Source organism: Sodalis sp. RH16 (assembly GCF_047324245.1).
Classification (GTDB): domain Bacteria; phylum Pseudomonadota; class Gammaproteobacteria; order Enterobacterales; family Enterobacteriaceae; genus Acerihabitans; species Acerihabitans ligni.
Map to the genome: position 1 here is coordinate 2,358,440 of NZ_CP178737.1, position 16,096 is coordinate 2,374,535.

Sequence of the window (16,096 nt, forward strand, 5' to 3'; positions counted from 1 at the left end):
TTTAGTAAAGTTGTTCTAGTAAAAGCGATAGTCTACCATCACTTCTTCGACGAATTTCCTTCTTAAGTGCCACCATAAGTAATCCCTGATAAACAGACCTCATCGCCACAATGTGGCACAAATAATTATGAAGGAAGTATCTATGTCTGACAAAGTGAAAGGTTTAGTAAAATGGTTCGACGCTGGTAAAGGTTTTGGTTTTATCACTCCTGAAGACGGCAGCAAAGATGTATTCGTACATTTTTCCGCTATCCAGAGCAATGATTTCAAAACGTTAGACGAAGGTCAACGTGTAGAATTCACGATCGAAAAAGGCCAGAAAGGCCCGTCTGCTGCGAACGTTGTCGCACTGTAAGTCCCGCTATTGTCAGTACCCGCTTGGCCAGCGCGGACGTTTAGTCTGCACGCTGTGACCCTATAGCAGTTACCTGATAGCAAAATTTAAGACCCTGACTTCTGTCGGGGTTTTTTTATTTGAAAACCGACATGATTTTGTTATCCGTTAAACGCCCTCACCCACTTATCGCCATGATCGGTTATAAAAAAATCATAATAAGATATGGAATATTATCAATGTTGACATTAATTGAAAATTTAATTCTAATCAATACTCGTTTTGCTTATAAAATAATTTATTTTAATTAAAAAGAGTTAATATTGGTGAATATTAATGAGTATAACAAACTTTTTTTATAGAAAAAATATCGGCGAATACAATAATCATAAAAATCAAAAAGCACCTTCTCATCAACAACAGCAGTTATTTATCAACCGTTTGTCTGAGATGCCTGCTCATAGGGCCAGATATGATAATGCATCGCTATGGTTAAAAATAATATTATTGCTCACCAATGCCGCTCAACTGTCTCAAGGAGCCTCATTGTCGGCCAGTACGATTTCAAAACAGTTATATTTAAATGAAAGTAATGATTTGCCCATTCCTAAAAAACTTATTGCCATAGTCAATGTCAAAAATAATCCCACTGCTATCATACCAAAACAGCATTCAATCTATTATTATAGCGTCGACAATAAAGATGAAAAACATTTAACCTCTGAGCGGTTAAACCGTCGTAAAAAAAAGAGTCACGTCAAGGCAGGTCACAGAAATAAAATAATTTTAGATAACGGAGTTCGCAAATCCAAAAGTGATGTCGATGGCTTGAGAAAAATTGATATGGATTTAAAGCCTGCATTAACGGTTTCCAATAGTTTTAAGTATTTTAATAAATACGAGTCGATTAAGACGTTCTTAAACGCTTATAAAAATAACTATCCTAATCTGTTTAAAGTGGCAGCTGATGAAATCAAAAAAGCGATAATCAAGAAAACCGGTTTGTCTCTCGACCCTGATAAAACCTATTTTCATCGGTTCACATCGGCGCAGAATGATCCCGCCTCGGTGACCGGGTGGCGCCATGATAGCACCACAGCCATAGAGTCAAGGACGTTGACTGAGTGTGTGCTGTACAACTTCTCTGCAGATGCTCGTGACAATATGGATGTTGTCGATCAGATGACGGGTATTTATAACGCTTCAACCTTACCCACAGGATGCTTTGGCGGCGAGAATCAGGTGCCGATCAAACCTTCCACCGTGGCTAATCTTATCATAGAGATGGATTTTTTTAATTTATATATATATAAATTGAATAAATATTGGCAGACGGATATTCCGGAATATATCTTTTTAGCCCAATTTTTTTTAGAAATAAGCCAGCCAACGCAATCTAATAAAAAGTATGCCGGCTTATTTCTACAGGCTTTTGGTCTTGTTCCCCAGAGGAAAGCCGCCATAAAAAAATATTTATTCGATATTAATGGTTTTAAGTCTACTGATATCATTATATTTAGCTTTGATGATTCTCAACATTACGGTATGTATGTACCAGGGAAGCCTGGGGGGATTTTTTACTTTCACACGCTTGAAACCATGAAAACATGGTTCATAAAAAGTTGCATGGAAAAAGGGAGTCGTGAAATTATTGCCGGCCATTTTTCAATTGACACCAGGCAGGAAGGAATTCTTCTTGATGGAGTCAATAGCTGGCTTGATTTTTTTGGAGAAGATGCCGATGCGATAAACTACTTGGGTAGGATCTGGTGGAGACGTGATGAAATCACGGATGATTTAGTTCGGTTTATCGTTATGCAACAGAAAAACAGGGCATTGAGCGACGCGGACAGTCTGATTAAATCCAATGCGGAGGTGCGAAGGGATATGGCTATAAAATATTTTTCCATTATGAATATGCTTTTGCCTAATCCTGTTACTCCCTTTATTTCCTTGGGGCTGGACATTGACAAAATGGTCAATGGCGATGATGAGCCAGAAAGAAAAGAGGCGGCACGCTTGGTGCTGGGCGATGGTATAAACGTGGCGCTAATCGCCATGGGAGGACTGCTGGAGGGAAGGATGTCCATTGCTTATAATGAAGGCGCTGAGTTTCGGTTTGGGGGTATGCCGGTATCGGAGCAGCTGAAAAATGAAATGTATCATATTGATTCAGCCGGGCCTCAAACATCAGGGAAGGCTTTTTCGTTTGAAAAAAACTTTTTGTACTCAATCCGCGATGAGATAAATGATAAAATAACTTTTCATAAAAATGTCTTAACAAATATTGATAAACTCGATATCAAAGGAGTGAATATATCAACTTCAGCATTATCCAAAATCAATAACTTCGGTATTTTTCATGATGCAGTGGGCGATCAGTACCTCAAGATTAAAAACGCGGTTTATCAAATAAAACCTGCCGGACATCCAGGTTATTATTTCCTTGGTGAAAAAAATAATATTGGCATCATCTTTAATAAGAAATTAAATCGATATCGGTTAATTGACTTGGAAAAGCTGCGCCTAACTGATCCCATTCCTTGTAAGACAACAAGGTCAATCAGCATAGTGGGTAACCGCCTTTGCCTCCCGCAATTTTCCCCGCAGGTAAGGCGGATTTTAGCCAGGCACATAGAAATAAATCCTTTATATGATTATAACGAATCTGCTATTGTATATGATAGGGATGGGAATTTTTTTAGAGATAGAGCTAATAATCAGAAATATATACTTTTCTCTAATAGATACTTTCCTGTTGAAGATATTGAGAATGGTTTTGTTATATACAAACCAGGGGAGCATGGGCATGGGGATAAGCTGACTCGGGTTTATTTCAGTCTCGATAATAAACCGTCTTACCTGATTACTCGCATGGAACGCATTGGAGAAATATTCAGTCAGGCGCTGATCAAGCCTGATCTATTAAAGATGAGAAATACACGGCCTCTGAACGCTCATGAGAGGCAAGCGTTGGCAGACTTTCAATACAAGAATATGCGACAAGTTAATGAGGCTTTGCATAAGCGCGTGTCTACCAGGCATCGCCCGGTGGTTATTGACTCGGATGTTTTGCGACAAATAGAAAATATCCATTCCGCCTTGGCTAAGATGAAACCAGCGCAATGCACCGTAGTAAAAATCGGCAGAATGCAAAAAAGAGATTTTCTCAAACTTAAACCTAACGATGTGTTTATGGCTGAGAGCTTTATGCTGGCCGGTCTTAAAAAACCAGTGGGGAAAGATATAAACTTGTATTGGAACTCTGAGGAAATACCGGTTGAATTTTCCGTACAGCTTAAAAACAGAGGATATCCTATCAATTTACATGTCGGGGATGTCTCGGACATTGCTATTCTGGTAAAGGATAAAACCTTTTTCAGGACGACTGATATACAAGGGCTCAAGGTAAGCTTGAAGGAAATTTCTTCATATGATGTAAGAAAGTATACTTCGAGCCTCAATGAGATACGGTCACTTAATGTTGATGTTTCCCATGATGGCATAGACAGTTTAAAGAAAGAAGTGCATCTCATGCAGGGATTACTCAAGAATAAATATTCCAGCTTACATAATGCGCCTGAGTATATGGAAAAATATTCAAAACTGCTGTACGGTCTGGCGGAAAAACAGATTTACTCTTCCGCCCTGGAAGAATACACCGAGGCCGGCAGCGATTTTATCAATGACTGGCTGCGGTTCGGCACCCGGTCCAAGGATACGGCAATTTTATCAGCTGATGAAGAGGCGGCCGAGCTGCTGTCCGACTATGACAAAATGCATGATTTCAATGGTTACGCCTTTCGAGTAGCTGAATATCCCCGCGGCGTTTACGGCCAGGCGGTGCAGGAGGGCGACATTGTGGCGGATAAGGGGTTTATGTCTGCCTCCGCGTTGCCCGTTAACTGCGTGGGCTGGAAAGAGGGCTGGACCAGGCAGTTTTCCAAAACCAGGGGGGATCAGATAATCGTCATATTCGATAAAAATGTGCCTAAAAAAATCGCCGGCACCGGTTTCCTTATCGATCACATCCTGGTAAAACCACGCACTCCGCTGAACGTGGTCAGTATTACACCGGCCGATGATCTCAAGGGCAACCCGGTCCTTATCGTTAGTGTCAGCCGCGCCAAAAGCGCCCGGCGCATTAAGGATATATTCACCGGCAAGGTAATAATCTGATATTTACCGGACTAGGGTTTTATCGGATAAGTAGAGATGATTTCCAGCATACCGTTTATGACAAACTGTACGCCCATACAGACCAGCAAAAATCCCATCACCCGGCAGACTGCCTCGATGCCGCTTTCCCCTATCAGGCGCATGATGGCGCCGGAACTGAGCAAACATCCCCACAAGATGAGGCTGATGCAAAGAAAAATAAGCACCGGTGCGACGGTAATGACCCAGGGTGAGAAATAAACCGAGTCTTTTACGGTGGAGACCGAACTGATAATCATGGCGATAGTGCCGGGGCCGGCGGTGCTGGGCATGGCCAGCGGGACGAAGGCAATGTTGGGGGCGGGGTGGTGGTGTATTCCGTCGCCGGGCTGCAACTGGTCATCGGACTCATCTTTCTGCTGCGGGAACAGCATGCGAAAACCGATAAAAGCGACGATAAGGCCGCCGGCAATGCGCAGGCCGGGTATAGAGATGCCGAAGGTATTCATCACCACCGTGCCGGCATAATACGCCGTCATCATGATGATAAAGACATACACCGAGGCCATGAGCGATTGCCGTCTCCGCTCCTCCTGGCTCATGTGTTTGCCCAGGGCCAGAAATAATGCCACGGTAGTCAAAGGATTGGCCAGCGGCAACAGCACCAGCAAGCCTAAGCCTATCGCCCTGAAGAGTTCGCCCATAGTATTTAATTTCCTTATTAAAAAAGCGCTAACGGTCTCCCGTTAACGCTTTTATTATTAATAAGTTAAGTTACAGTATCAATTCATACCGTACTTTTTCAATTTCTTACGCAGCGTGCCGCGGTTGATACCCATCATCAGGGCCGCGCGGGTTTGATTACCGCGGGTATATTGCATGACCATGTCCAACAGTGGCTGTTCCACCTCAGCCAGCACCAGCTCATACAAATCATTAACATCCTGACCATTTAATTGAGCAAAATAGTTCTTCAGTGCTTGTTTCACCGAGTCCCGCAGCGGTTTTTTTGTTACCTGATCCTGAGAGTTAACGGTGGAAACGGTCAGTACGTCAGAATTTTCGCGTTGTTCGAACATAGTTCTGTCAGCTCTTTTTTCAATTACGCAAGATTTTCAAAATATGCCTCCAACGCCTCCAGCTGTTCGCCGGCATCCTCTATGGCGTTGAATGTGCGCCTAAACTGGTTGTCGGGGGCATGCTCCTGTAAGTACCAGGAAACGTGCTTTCGAGCAATGCGGAATCCTTTGCCTGGACCATAAAAGTCGTGCAATTCCCGTATATGTTCTATCAGCAAACGCTTTACCTCGCCTAACGGCAGCGGCGGCAGCGTTTCCCCCGTATCCAGATAATGCTGGATTTCCCGGAAGATCCAGGGTCTTCCCTGAGCGGCGCGTCCTATCATCAGGGCGTCGGCCCCGGTGTAGTCCAATACCGCTCTGGCTTTATGCGGGTCAGTGATGTCGCCATTCGCGATAACCGGAATAGCGACAGACTGCTTAACTGCCCGAATACTGTCGTACTCCGCGTGACCGTTAAACAAACAGGCGCGGGTGCGGCCATGAATCGTGATGGCCTGTATACCACAATTTTCGGCCAATTGGGCAATTTCTACACAGTTACGGTGTTCCGGCGACCAGCCCGTGCGTATTTTCAGCATGACCGGCACGTCTACCGACTTGACCACGGATAACAGGATCTGTTTCACCAGATCCGGAAACTGCAGCAAGGCGGAACCCGCCATTTTCCGGTTCACTTTTTTAGCGGGACAACCCATGTTGATATCAATCAGCTGCGCGCCGTTCGCCACGTTAATGACGGCGGCGGCAGCCATATCCACAGGGCAGCACCCGGCAATCTGCACGGCCCGGATACCGGGCTCATCACTATGTACCATACGCAGACGCGACTTATCCGTGCGCCATACCTCAGGATTAGAGGAAAGCATCTCGGAAAACGTCAATCCGGCCCCCATTGCATGACAAAGCGCTCTGAATGGCCGATCTGTCACACCGGCCATCGGAGCGGCCATCAGGCAATTATCGAGCTGAAGCTGTCCAATACGCATAGACAAAGAGTGACCATACTGTGTCCGCAAGGGCGCGTATATTACGCATTTTTTTCGTCAGATGAAAGGCCAAACTTTGAACAATCCTGTGCTATAGATCAATGAAAATGTTCATAGGATGGCCTGCGTGACTATTTTTTCATAAATTACAAAGGGTTATTCTCATAAACACCTTTTGTGCGGTGGAAATTTTTTCACCAACAACTCATTTCTGCCGCGACGGAGGCTGGGGCCGGGCCCGGCCTTTGCCTCATTCGCGGCGGCGACCGGTTAACCGGCACCATTCCTCTTTTTCCGCGACGGGGTCCAGCAGGAAAGCGTCGGCATAGGCCGCCGCAACGCCCTCCGCCTGGCTGGCGAGAATGCCGGACAAACCGATAACACCGCCTTTTTTTTCCGGCAAGGCGCAGAGCAGCGGGGCCAGCTCACGCAGCGGCCCGGCCAGGATATTCGCCACCACCACATCGGCGCGCAGGTCGTCGGGCTTGTCCTGGGATAAAAACAGGGTGAGGCGCTCTTCCACCCCGTTACGGCGGGCATTGTCCCGGCTTGCCTGAATGGCCTGCGGGTCGATATCGATACCGATGGCGCGGGCCGCGCCCAGTTTCAGCGCCGCGATGGCCAGGATACCGGAGCCGCAGCCGAAATCGATAAGGGTCTTGCCGGCGAGATCGAGCCCGTCCAGCCATTGCAGGCAGAGGGCGGTGGTAGGGTGGGTGCCGGTGCCGAAGGCGAGGCCGGGATCAAGCATGACGTTTACCGCGCCGGCGTCGGGCACCGGTCGCCAGCTAGGGCAAATCCATAGCCGGCGGCCGAATCGCATGGGATGGAAGTTATCCATCCATTCCCGCTCCCAATCTTTATCCTCAAGCTGTTCGATTTTGTGGGCAAAACCCTCTCCCAGCAGCGGATGGCCCGCTAAGGCCTCTATTACCGCCGCCATATCGGCGTCGGCGGCAAACAGGCCTATGACATCGGTATCGCCCCATAAACGCGTCTCGCCCGGCAGCGGCTCGAAAACCGGGTTGTCGTGCGTATCCTGAAAGGTGATCGAGACCGCGCCGTATTCCATTAGCGCGTCGCTCAGGGTTTCCGCGTCGGCGCCGGTGGTATTGATCTTAAGTTGAATCCAGGGCATGGCTGCTCCGATAAAAAAGTGAATGGCCGGCCGGTTCCGCCTTGCCGCTATGTTTAAAAGGTCACAGACCGGCCGGTTCCGCCTGGCGGCCCGTTTTGCCGAACCTGTTGCCCGCCACAAAGGCCAGCAGGCTCAGCAGCAGCGAGGGCACAATGGGATGAAAACCGCCGGGTTGTATATTAAGCGTGGCCAGCACGGCGTAACAGACGCCGCCGCATATCATAGAACTTAGCGCACCGGCGGCGTTGGCGCGTTCCCAGTAAAGACCCAGCACCAGCGGCCAGAGAAATACCGCTTCAAGACCGCCGAACGCCAACAGGTTCAGCCAGATGATCATTTCCGGCGGGCGCCAGGCGGCCAGCAGCAGCAGCAGGCCGAGAATAAGCGTTACCGTGCCGGACATTCTGGTGAGCAGGCGCTGGTTGCCGGCCTGATGCGGGCGCAGGCTGAGGTAGAGATCCTTGACGATCGTCGCGGAGGATTGCAGCAGCTGCGCATTGATGGTTGACATAATGGCCGCCAGCGGCGCCGCCAGGAAGATGCCGGCCACAAACGGCGGCAGTACGGTGATCATCAGCGTCGGGATGACCTGATCGGGGATCTTCAGGTCGGGAAGGATCGCCCGTCCCAGCGCCCCCGCCAGATGCATGCCGAGCATCAATACGCCGATCACCAGAGTGCCGATGATAATACCGCGGTGCACCGCTTTGCTGTCCCGGTAGGAAATACAGCGTACCGCGGTATGGGGCAGGCCGATTACCCCGAAACAGACCAGGATCCAGAACGACGCCATAAACGGCGGCGACAGAATATGATCCACCCCGCTGGGGGCGGTGAGCGCCGGCTGGATTTGGTGCAGTTTGGTCACCGCCGCGGGCAGGCCGCCGGCGGCGTGAATGACGCCGTACAGCAGAATAAACGTACCCAGCAGCATCACCAGCCCTTGAAAGGCATCGTTGAGCACGCTGGCGCGAAAGCCGCCGAAGGCGGTATAGAGCGCGATGGTCACGCCGAAAATAAGCAGACCGGTATCATAGGGTATGCCGGCGGCGGTCTCCAGCAGGCGCGCGCCGCCGATAAACTGAACCGTCATGGCGCCGATAAACGCCACCAGCAGACTTATGCTGGCCAGCCAGACCAGTAGCGGACTGTTATAACGGGCCAGCAGCGTATCGTTCAGGGTCACCGCGTTATAGCGCCGGGCCAGGATGGCGAATTTTTTTCCCAGCACGCCCAGGGAGAGCCAGACGGTCGGCACCTGGATCATGGCCAGCAGCACCCAGCCGAGGCCGTATTTGTAAGCGGCGCCCGGCCCGCCGATAAACGAGCTGGCGCTGATATAGGTGGCGGTAAGGGTCATCGCCAGCACGAAGCCGCCCATGGAGCGGTTGCCTAGGAAATATTCGTTGAGGAAGTCGCCTTTCCGGCGGCGGCGGTAAGCATAGACGGAGAGGATAAATACCAGCGCCAGATAAGCTATCAGGGGGATGACAACCTTAGTTTGCATCGTTATCCTCCAGCGGTATATCGCGATAGATAAAGCGCACCATAAGGCAGCAGAGCAGCAGGAACAGCAACGGCACCCATAGGCAGGCCATTTCGAACCAGTGGGGTAGGCCGGTAATGCCCTGCTTATCGTCCGGCAGGTAGGCGGCCAGCAGCCAGGCAATCAGGTAAGCCACCGCCAGGCCGAACGCCCAGCGGGCTTCGCGGTGAGCCTGCCCAAATCGTTTATCCATGATGTTTATGCCGATAGAAGTCATAAAATAGGCCGGTAAGAACCGGCCTGTTTCGCCTACATAGCGTCCTGCCCCGCCTCTTTAACTCCGGGATCGTTTTTCAACGAGGTAAGACATATAATCTATTGTTAATACTGTTATTTTTCCTGCAGGCCGAGTTTTTTCTCCAGATAATGGATATTGGTGCCGCCGTGCTGGAAGTTTTCGTCATTCATGATTCTGAGCTGCAAATCGATATTGGTCTTGATGCCGTCGATAATCAGCTCCGCCAGGGCATTTTTCATGCGCGCGATAGCCACGTCGCGGTTTTCGCCGTAACAAATCAGCTTGCCGATCATGGAATCATAATAAGGCGGTACGGTATAGCCGCCGTAAATATGCGATTCCCAGCGGACGCCGAAACCGCCCGGCGCATGAAAACGGGTGATCTTGCCCGGGTTGGGCATAAAGGTGTTGGGGTCTTCGGCATTGATACGGCATTCCACCGCATGGCCGCGCACCACCACTTCTTCCTGCTTGATGGACAACGGCTGGCCGGCGGCCACTCGCAGCTGCTCTTTGATGAGATCAATGCCGGTGATCATCTCGGTCACCGGATGCTCCACCTGGATACGGGTGTTCATTTCAATAAAGAAAAACTCGCCGTTTTCATACAGGAACTCAAAGGTACCGGCGCCGCGGTAACCGATGTCCCGGCAGGCCTTGGAGCAGCGTTCGCCGATGTAATGGCGCATGGCTTCGGTAATGCCCGGCGCGGGCGCTTCTTCCACGACCTTCTGGTGGCGGCGCTGCATGGAGCAGTCGCGCTCCGCCAGGTAAATGGCGTTGCCCTGGCCGTCCGCCAGCACCTGGACCTCGATATGCCGGGGATTTTCCAGGTACTTTTCCATATAGACCATGTCGTTGCTGAACGCGGCCTTGGCTTCGGCGCGGGTCATGACGATGGAGGATTCCAGTTCATGGTCGCTGCGCACTACGCGCATGCCGCGACCGCCGCCGCCGCCGGAGGCTTTGATGATAACCGGATAACCGATGCGCTTGGCGATGGCGCGGTTTTTCTCCATATCATCCCCCACCGGCCCATCGGAGCCGGGCACACAGGGTACGCCGGCTTTTTTCATGGCGCTGATGGCGGAGACCTTATCACCCATTAATCGGATGGTTTCGGCGCGCGGTCCGATAAAGATAAATCCTGAACGTTCCACCTGTTCGGCGAAGTCGGCGTTTTCCGACAGAAAGCCGTAACCGGGGTGAATGGCCACGGCGCCGGTGATTTCCGCCGCTGAAATAATGGCCGGGATATTCAGATAGCTTTTTACGGAGGGGGGCGGCCCGATGCAAATGGTTTCATCCGCCAGCAGAACATGTTTAAGGTCGCGATCCACCGTGGAGTGTACCGCCACGGTTTTGATGCCTAATTCCTTGCATGCGCGCAAAATACGCAGCGCAATTTCACCACGATTGGCGATGACTATTTTATCTAGCATGTGGCGCCTCGTTATTCGATGACGACCAGCGGCTCGTCAAATTCAACCGGTTGACCGTTATCCAGCAAAATGGCTTTAACAACGCCGGCCTTATCGGATTCGATCTGGTTCATCATTTTCATCGCTTCGACAATGCATAATGTGTCGCCGACATTGACCTTCTGGCCGACTTCCACAAAGGGTTTGGCGTCCGGGCTCGGCGTGCGATAGAAGGTGCCCACCATCGGCGAGCGTACCAGATGGCCGCTCATGGTGGCGGGTACGGCGGATTCCGCCGCGGGCGCGGCGGCGGGAGCAGGGGCAATTGCCGGCGCCGCCTGCTGCTGCTGGGCGGGTATATACGCCTGTTGCATCATCGGATAGGCCTGCATCGCCGGGGCGCGGCTAATACGAACCGATTCTTCGCCTTCGGAGATTTCCAGCTCTGAAATGCCGGATTCTTCAACCAGTTCAATCAGTTTCTTGATCTTACGAATATCCATGAGTGGGTTCCATACACTAATTAATTGGATGCAGACAGCCGCTTAACCGCCGTCTGAAAAGCAAAATAATAACCGTCGGCGCCGAGGCCGCAGATAACGCCGACTGCAATATCGGAGAGATAGGAGTGATGGCGGAAAGGCTCACGCGCATGCACATTGGAAAGATGAATTTCAATAAACGGAATATCGACCGCCAGCAGCGCGTCCCGCAGGGCTACGCTTGTGTGGGTGAACGCCGCGGGATTGATGACGATGAAGTCGGTATTGCCACGGGCCTGATGGATACGTTCTATCAGGACATGCTCCGCATTGGATTGGAGATGGCTGAACGTAACGTCGTACTCCTTGGCCAGCGTATCGAGATGGCTGACAATATCCGCAAGGGTGGTTCGTCCGTATTTATCCGGCTCCCGCGTCCCCAACAAATTCAGATTGGGGCCGTTAAGAAGCAAAATGTGCAATTTATCCGCCATCGTGCCGCTATCTCCCGTTAATTGACGATACCCGGTAGAAAATAACCTTATGGTATCAATTTGTCATCTTTTTGCTGCAAAATTCGCCGCAAATTGCCGGCCGCTTTATACATTATAAAGATATCGCGGCTTTTAGCCGCTAAATGCTGGCGAAATCCGCGAAGTTTACCTTGGCGCCTGCCGCAAAGTGGAGAGCAAGATAGCGCATTTTGAACGGGGATAGAAATAAAAACTTATTGTTTCATGACCACCAATGGCGAAATTTTTTATAACGCAGAGCCAAAAGCACCGCCGCCCCTAGGGCATACATCAGGGGCAGCGGCGACAAAATTTTCACCGACCAAAGATAATGAATCGGGGCGAGGATCGCCACCACATAGATCAGGTTGTGCAGCGTTTGCCACCGGCCTTTCAATTTGCGCTGGGCGCGCTGGGTTGAGGTGACCGCCAGCGCCAATAATATGAACCAACTGACAATTCCCAGCGTCAGGTAGGGCCGGCTCACCAGTTCGCTGCCCAACAGGCCGAGATTATCGATGCCCAGCTCCAGCAGCGCATAACTGAGCAAATGCAGGGTGACCCAGGCAAAGCACCACAGGCCCAGCATGCGGCGGCAGCGGATCAGCAGCGGCTGGCGGCCGTAGCGGGCCAGCGGCGTCACCAGTAGAGAGGCCAGTAGCAGCTTAAGGGCTGTCCGCCCGGTGAAATGCTGGATATCCTTGGCCGGGTCGGCGCTGAAATCCCCTTGCAATACCGCATAAACCAGCCAGACCAACGGCAGAAACGCCGCCAGGTGCAGCAGGATTTTGAGCCAGAAAATGTGCTTGAGGGTCAATCGCACTTAAAAATTCTCCCGTAGATCCAGTCCGCGATAGAGTCCGGCCACCTGTCCGGCATAGCCGTTGAACAACAGGGTCGGCTGGCGCTTTACATCAAGGATGCCGCCGGAACCTATCACCCGCTCCGTTGCCTGGGACCAGCGCGGGTGATCCACATGGGGATTTACGTTGGCGTAGAAGCCATACTCGTTCGGCGCCGCGAGATTCCAGGTGGTGGGCGGCTGGTCGTGGGTCAGCCGGATACTGACTATGGATTTTATGCCCTTGAACCCGTATTTCCAGGGAGTAATCAATCTTATGGGGGCGCCGTTTTGCGGCGGCAGGGTTTTGCCGTAGACGCCCACCGTCATCAGCGCCAGGGGGTGCATGGCTTCGTCAAGGCGCAGCCCCTCAACATAAGGATAGGCCAGGCCGCCCCCCAGCAGGCTATCTTTTTCGCCGGGCAACTGCGAGGGATCGTCCAGCGTCTGGAACGCCACGAAACGCGCCTGGCCGGTGGGTTCCGCCAGTTTAAGCAGCTTTCCAAGCTCAAAGCCTATCCAGGGCACTACCATTGACCAGCCTTCAACGCAGCGCATCCGGTAAATCCGCTCTTCCAGGGGGAAATGCTTGAGGATATCGTCCATATCCAGGGTGACGGGTTTCGCCACTTCGCCGTCGATGCGCACCTTCCAGCCGTCGGTTTTTAAGCCGCCGGCATTATGTGACGGGTCGGATTTGTCCATGCCGAATTCATAAAAGTTATTATAGCCGGTGACTTTTTCCTCCGGCGTTAACGGCAGCCCGGCGTGCCACTGCGCCGGCTGGGTGAAGGTCAGGGCTTTGCCGGGCGGAGCCTTGGGCGGCTCGTGCCGTTTTATCCAGGAGGCGATATCCGCCCGGGCCTGAAACGGCAGACTCAGCGCAGCAGCGGTGAGCCCCAAGGCTTTCAATACTTTCCTGCGCTGGAAAAAGGCTTCTTCAGCGGTGACATCGGCGTCGCGCAATGCACGGTAACGGTTCATGACGGGCTCCACAGGATCAAACCACAGGCTTTCACATTATTTATAAGTATGATGCATAAAAATCATTTTCATTCCCGCTACGCTTCAACGTGCTGTCAACTCCCCCTCGCTGACTGACGATTTTGGGGGATTTATAAACGTATTGGCTAAAAATATGTCATTTTAAACCAACTACCGATACACTTATTTTGATTTGCAACCGGCGGTAAAGGCGGCGACGGGGACGGACATTGCGCCTTCCATCTTCCGGCTACGAGGGCGGCGACAGGTGATGTTGCGCTTTTCATACTCTGGTCGCAGATTAACCTCAGACTTTTATCGGGGCACAGGGATGCGATTGATAGTCAAACTCTCCGCAATGATGGCCTTATTGTGCTCGCTGGTGATGTTGTTGATGCTGTCGAGCAGCGCCTTAAGTTTTTTTTATCTTAATCAGCACCGCACCGATCGACAAATGGCGGCGCTGGCCTCGTCGCTGGATCAGGCGTTATTGACCGAGCCGCTGACCGCTCTTGACCATTGGCTGCCCTATGCGCTGAAAAGCACCGGCGTCGGCGGGCTGGAAATCCGACAGGGAGAGAAGGTCCTGTACCGTTTCCCGCTGTCCGCCGAACCCGTGGCGCCCCCTTATGGTTACCGCCAGCGCCGGCTTGCGCTGGCCCACCGCCCGGACCTGCTGGTGACCGCGTCCTATCGGGCGGCGCCCCTGAGCGAGGGCCGTACTCTTGAGGTTACGGCGCCGGTGAGTATCGCCATTGTGCTGGCGGTATTATCCTTGCTGGCGGGATTCAACTGGCTGCGACGGCAAATCCAGCCCCAGGAGACCCTTGAGCACCGGGCCAAACGTATCATCCACGGCGAACGGGACAGCGTGCGGGAAAATGCCGGCGAGCCTCCTTCCCTGACCGGCAGCGCCATTGATCGTTTGCTGAGCGACCTGGCCCAGGCCCGCGAACAGCGCAGCCGGGTGGATATTCTTATCCGGGCTTTTGCCGCGCGGGATGCGAAAACCGGCCTGAGCAACCGGCTGTTTTTTGATAACCAGCTCGGGCTGCAATTGGAAGATAACCAGGAGATGGGCGCCCACGGCGTGGTCATGCTGCTGCGATCCACCGATGCGGATATCATGGAAGACCGGTCCGGCAACCCGCAAGACAACGGATTGCTGCACGCATTGATCAATCTTGTTTCAAGCTTTGTCTTGCGCTATCCCAACGCCTTGCTGGCGCGCTATTTTCACGGCGATTTGGCGGTGCTGCTGCCCAACTGCTCCTTAAAAGAGGCGGAGTCCCTCGGGGCGCAAATCATCGGCGGGCTAAATACCCTGACGGCATTGCCGGTACGGCAGCGGGATGATTTCCTGAATATCGGCATCTATCGCTACCGCAAGGGACAAACGGCGGTTGAGGTCATGGAATCCGTGGAGCGGGCCACCCGTGAAGCCGTTTTGCAAGGGGGGAATACCTGGTCGGTTTACGATAGCCGGGTGCCCGAGTCGGTGCGCGGTAATGTAAAGTGGCGAACCCTGCTTGAACGCACATTATCAGAAGACGGGCCGCGGTTATTTGCCAGGGAGGCCTATACTCGCGAGGGCCGTCTCGATCATCTGGTGATGATTAACCGCATTATCGAGGGCGGACAGACTGTGACCGCCGCCGAGTTTTTGCCGATGCTGCGACAATTGGGCCTGATTGAGCGCTACGATCGCCAGCAATTAAGCCGGATTATCCCCTTGCTGGCCCAATTGCCGGATCATGTGCTGGCTTTCAGCATCAGCATTGACTCGCTGCTGCGCCGCGGATTTCTGGTGTGGCTGCGCAATATGTTGATGCAATGCGAAAAATCCCGGCGCCAGCAAATTATGTTTGAACTTGTTGAGGCGGATCTGTGTCAACACTTGGTGTCGCTGCGTCCGGCGTTACGCTTGCTGACCGGGCTGGGCTGCCGTCTTGCCGTGGTGGAGGCGGGTTTGACCATCGTCAGCACCGCGTATATAACGGCGGTGCCCATCGCCATGATCAAGCTGCATCCCGGCCTGGTGAGGGATATCCACCGGCGATCGGAAAACCAGCTGTTTGTGCAAAGCCTGCCGGAAGCTTGTATCGGCACGTCGACACACGTTTTTGCCGCCGGCGTCAGAACGCGGTCGGAATGGCAAACGTTAACGGATCATGCCGTGGCGGGGGGGCAAGGTGACTTTTTTGCCCCGATTGCGTCGTTGGATGAGTTGGTAAAAAAATATTCACGCCATGATGCGTGATTAGTATAAAAGTTCGTGAAAAATTAACGTACAATACGCCCATTAACCGAAATGGTTAGTAGGCACTTACATTACCTGGGATCAGGTGGCCTGTCAGATTTTCTGCTTGGTGTT

At 51.9% G+C, this 16,096-nt stretch carries 14 protein-coding genes; 3 read left to right on the plus strand and 11 right to left on the minus strand.

The window, feature by feature from the left end; genetic code table 11:
* Nucleotides 1-142 precede the first annotated feature (142 nt).
* Entirely contained in the window at nucleotides 143-355 is a 213-nt protein-coding gene (gene cspE, locus ACL2XJ_RS10840; protein ID WP_132923614.1) for a transcription antiterminator/RNA stability regulator CspE, read from the plus strand.
* A gap of 315 nt (nucleotides 356-670) precedes the next feature.
* Nucleotides 671-4,513, plus strand: coding sequence for a dermonecrotic toxin domain-containing protein (locus ACL2XJ_RS10845; protein WP_413726474.1), 3,843 nt, complete (start codon nucleotides 671-673; stop codon nucleotides 4,511-4,513).
* An 11-nt stretch (nucleotides 4,514-4,524) separates the two neighbouring features.
* On the opposite strand, the gene ACL2XJ_RS10850 is transcribed toward ACL2XJ_RS10845, so the two are convergent.
* The 11 genes from ACL2XJ_RS10850 to msrP form a co-directional block, all read right to left on the minus strand.
* Entirely contained in the window at nucleotides 4,525-5,196 is a 672-nt protein-coding gene (locus ACL2XJ_RS10850) for a MarC family NAAT transporter (RefSeq protein ID WP_132923612.1), read from the minus strand.
* A 78-nt stretch (nucleotides 5,197-5,274) separates the two neighbouring features.
* A complete protein-coding gene (fis, locus tag ACL2XJ_RS10855) occupies nucleotides 5,275-5,571 on the minus strand; it encodes a DNA-binding transcriptional regulator Fis (protein WP_132923611.1) in 297 nt (98 codons plus the stop codon).
* Nucleotides 5,572-5,594: 23 nt separating this feature from the next.
* The gene (dusB, locus tag ACL2XJ_RS10860) at nucleotides 5,595-6,560 is read right to left on the minus strand and encodes a tRNA dihydrouridine synthase DusB (protein ID WP_132927893.1); all 966 of its coding nucleotides are present in this window, start codon (nucleotides 6,558-6,560) and stop codon (nucleotides 5,595-5,597) included.
* Between the two features lie 250 nt (nucleotides 6,561-6,810).
* Nucleotides 6,811-7,698, minus strand: coding sequence for a 50S ribosomal protein L11 methyltransferase (gene prmA, locus ACL2XJ_RS10865; protein WP_413726475.1), 888 nt, complete (start codon nucleotides 7,696-7,698; stop codon nucleotides 6,811-6,813).
* 61 nt (nucleotides 7,699-7,759) lie between these two features.
* Nucleotides 7,760-9,205 carry a sodium/pantothenate symporter gene (panF, locus tag ACL2XJ_RS10870; RefSeq protein ID WP_413726476.1) on the minus strand — a complete coding sequence of 482 codons (1,446 nt, stop codon included), beginning with the start codon at nucleotides 9,203-9,205 and terminating at the stop codon, nucleotides 7,760-7,762.
* A complete protein-coding gene (locus ACL2XJ_RS10875) occupies nucleotides 9,195-9,437 on the minus strand; it encodes a YhdT family protein (RefSeq protein WP_132923608.1) in 243 nt (80 codons plus the stop codon). Before ACL2XJ_RS10875 ends, panF begins: the two co-directional genes overlap by 11 nt.
* A gap of 137 nt (nucleotides 9,438-9,574) precedes the next feature.
* Nucleotides 9,575-10,924, minus strand: coding sequence for an acetyl-CoA carboxylase biotin carboxylase subunit (accC, locus tag ACL2XJ_RS10880; RefSeq protein ID WP_413726477.1), 1,350 nt, complete (start codon nucleotides 10,922-10,924; stop codon nucleotides 9,575-9,577).
* 11 nt (nucleotides 10,925-10,935) lie between these two features.
* Nucleotides 10,936-11,406, minus strand: coding sequence for an acetyl-CoA carboxylase biotin carboxyl carrier protein (accB, locus tag ACL2XJ_RS10885; protein WP_132923606.1), 471 nt, complete (start codon nucleotides 11,404-11,406; stop codon nucleotides 10,936-10,938).
* 20 nt (nucleotides 11,407-11,426) lie between these two features.
* Complete coding sequence (aroQ, locus tag ACL2XJ_RS10890) at nucleotides 11,427-11,879, minus strand: type II 3-dehydroquinate dehydratase (RefSeq protein ID WP_413726478.1); 453 nt, start codon at nucleotides 11,877-11,879, stop codon at nucleotides 11,427-11,429.
* A 241-nt stretch (nucleotides 11,880-12,120) separates the two neighbouring features.
* Nucleotides 12,121-12,720 (minus strand): protein-methionine-sulfoxide reductase heme-binding subunit MsrQ, encoded by a 600-nt coding sequence (gene msrQ, locus ACL2XJ_RS10895; protein WP_203522922.1) that lies wholly within the window; start codon nucleotides 12,718-12,720, stop codon nucleotides 12,121-12,123.
* On the minus strand, nucleotides 12,721-13,722 hold the full coding sequence (gene msrP, locus ACL2XJ_RS10900) for a protein-methionine-sulfoxide reductase catalytic subunit MsrP (protein WP_413726479.1): 1,002 nt from the start codon (nucleotides 13,720-13,722) through the stop codon (nucleotides 12,721-12,723).
* Between the two features lie 331 nt (nucleotides 13,723-14,053).
* Here msrP and csrD point away from each other — a divergent pair, with 331 nt between their 5' ends.
* A complete protein-coding gene (gene csrD, locus ACL2XJ_RS10905; RefSeq protein WP_413726480.1) occupies nucleotides 14,054-15,982 on the plus strand; it encodes an RNase E specificity factor CsrD in 1,929 nt (642 codons plus the stop codon).
* Nucleotides 15,983-16,096: the final 114 nt, after the last annotated feature.

Bases quoted from the DNA above. Each gene is read 5' to 3' on its own strand.
- accB (WP_132923606.1), bottom strand. From the start codon at position 11,406: ATGGATATTCGTAAGATCAAGAAACTGATTGAACTGGTTGAAGAATCC.
- panF (WP_413726476.1), bottom strand. From the start codon at position 9,205: ATGCAAACTAAGGTTGTCATCCCCCTGATAGCTTATCTGGCGCTGGTA.
- prmA (WP_413726475.1), bottom strand. From the start codon at position 7,698: ATGCCCTGGATTCAACTTAAGATCAATACCACCGGCGCCGACGCGGAA.
- ACL2XJ_RS10850 (WP_132923612.1), bottom strand. From the start codon at position 5,196: ATGGGCGAACTCTTCAGGGCGATAGGCTTAGGCTTGCTGGTGCTGTTG.
- ACL2XJ_RS10845 (WP_413726474.1), top strand. From the start codon at position 671: ATGAGTATAACAAACTTTTTTTATAGAAAAAATATCGGCGAATACAAT.
- dusB (WP_132927893.1), bottom strand. From the start codon at position 6,560: ATGCGTATTGGACAGCTTCAGCTCGATAATTGCCTGATGGCCGCTCCG.
- aroQ (WP_413726478.1), bottom strand. From the start codon at position 11,879: ATGGCGGATAAATTGCACATTTTGCTTCTTAACGGCCCCAATCTGAAT.
- accC (WP_413726477.1), bottom strand. From the start codon at position 10,924: ATGCTAGATAAAATAGTCATCGCCAATCGTGGTGAAATTGCGCTGCGT.
- msrP (WP_413726479.1), bottom strand. From the start codon at position 13,722: ATGAACCGTTACCGTGCATTGCGCGACGCCGATGTCACCGCTGAAGAA.
- cspE (WP_132923614.1), top strand. From the start codon at position 143: ATGTCTGACAAAGTGAAAGGTTTAGTAAAATGGTTCGACGCTGGTAAA.
- csrD (WP_413726480.1), top strand. From the start codon at position 14,054: ATGCGATTGATAGTCAAACTCTCCGCAATGATGGCCTTATTGTGCTCG.
- ACL2XJ_RS10875 (WP_132923608.1), bottom strand. From the start codon at position 9,437: ATGGATAAACGATTTGGGCAGGCTCACCGCGAAGCCCGCTGGGCGTTC.
- fis (WP_132923611.1), bottom strand. From the start codon at position 5,571: ATGTTCGAACAACGCGAAAATTCTGACGTACTGACCGTTTCCACCGTT.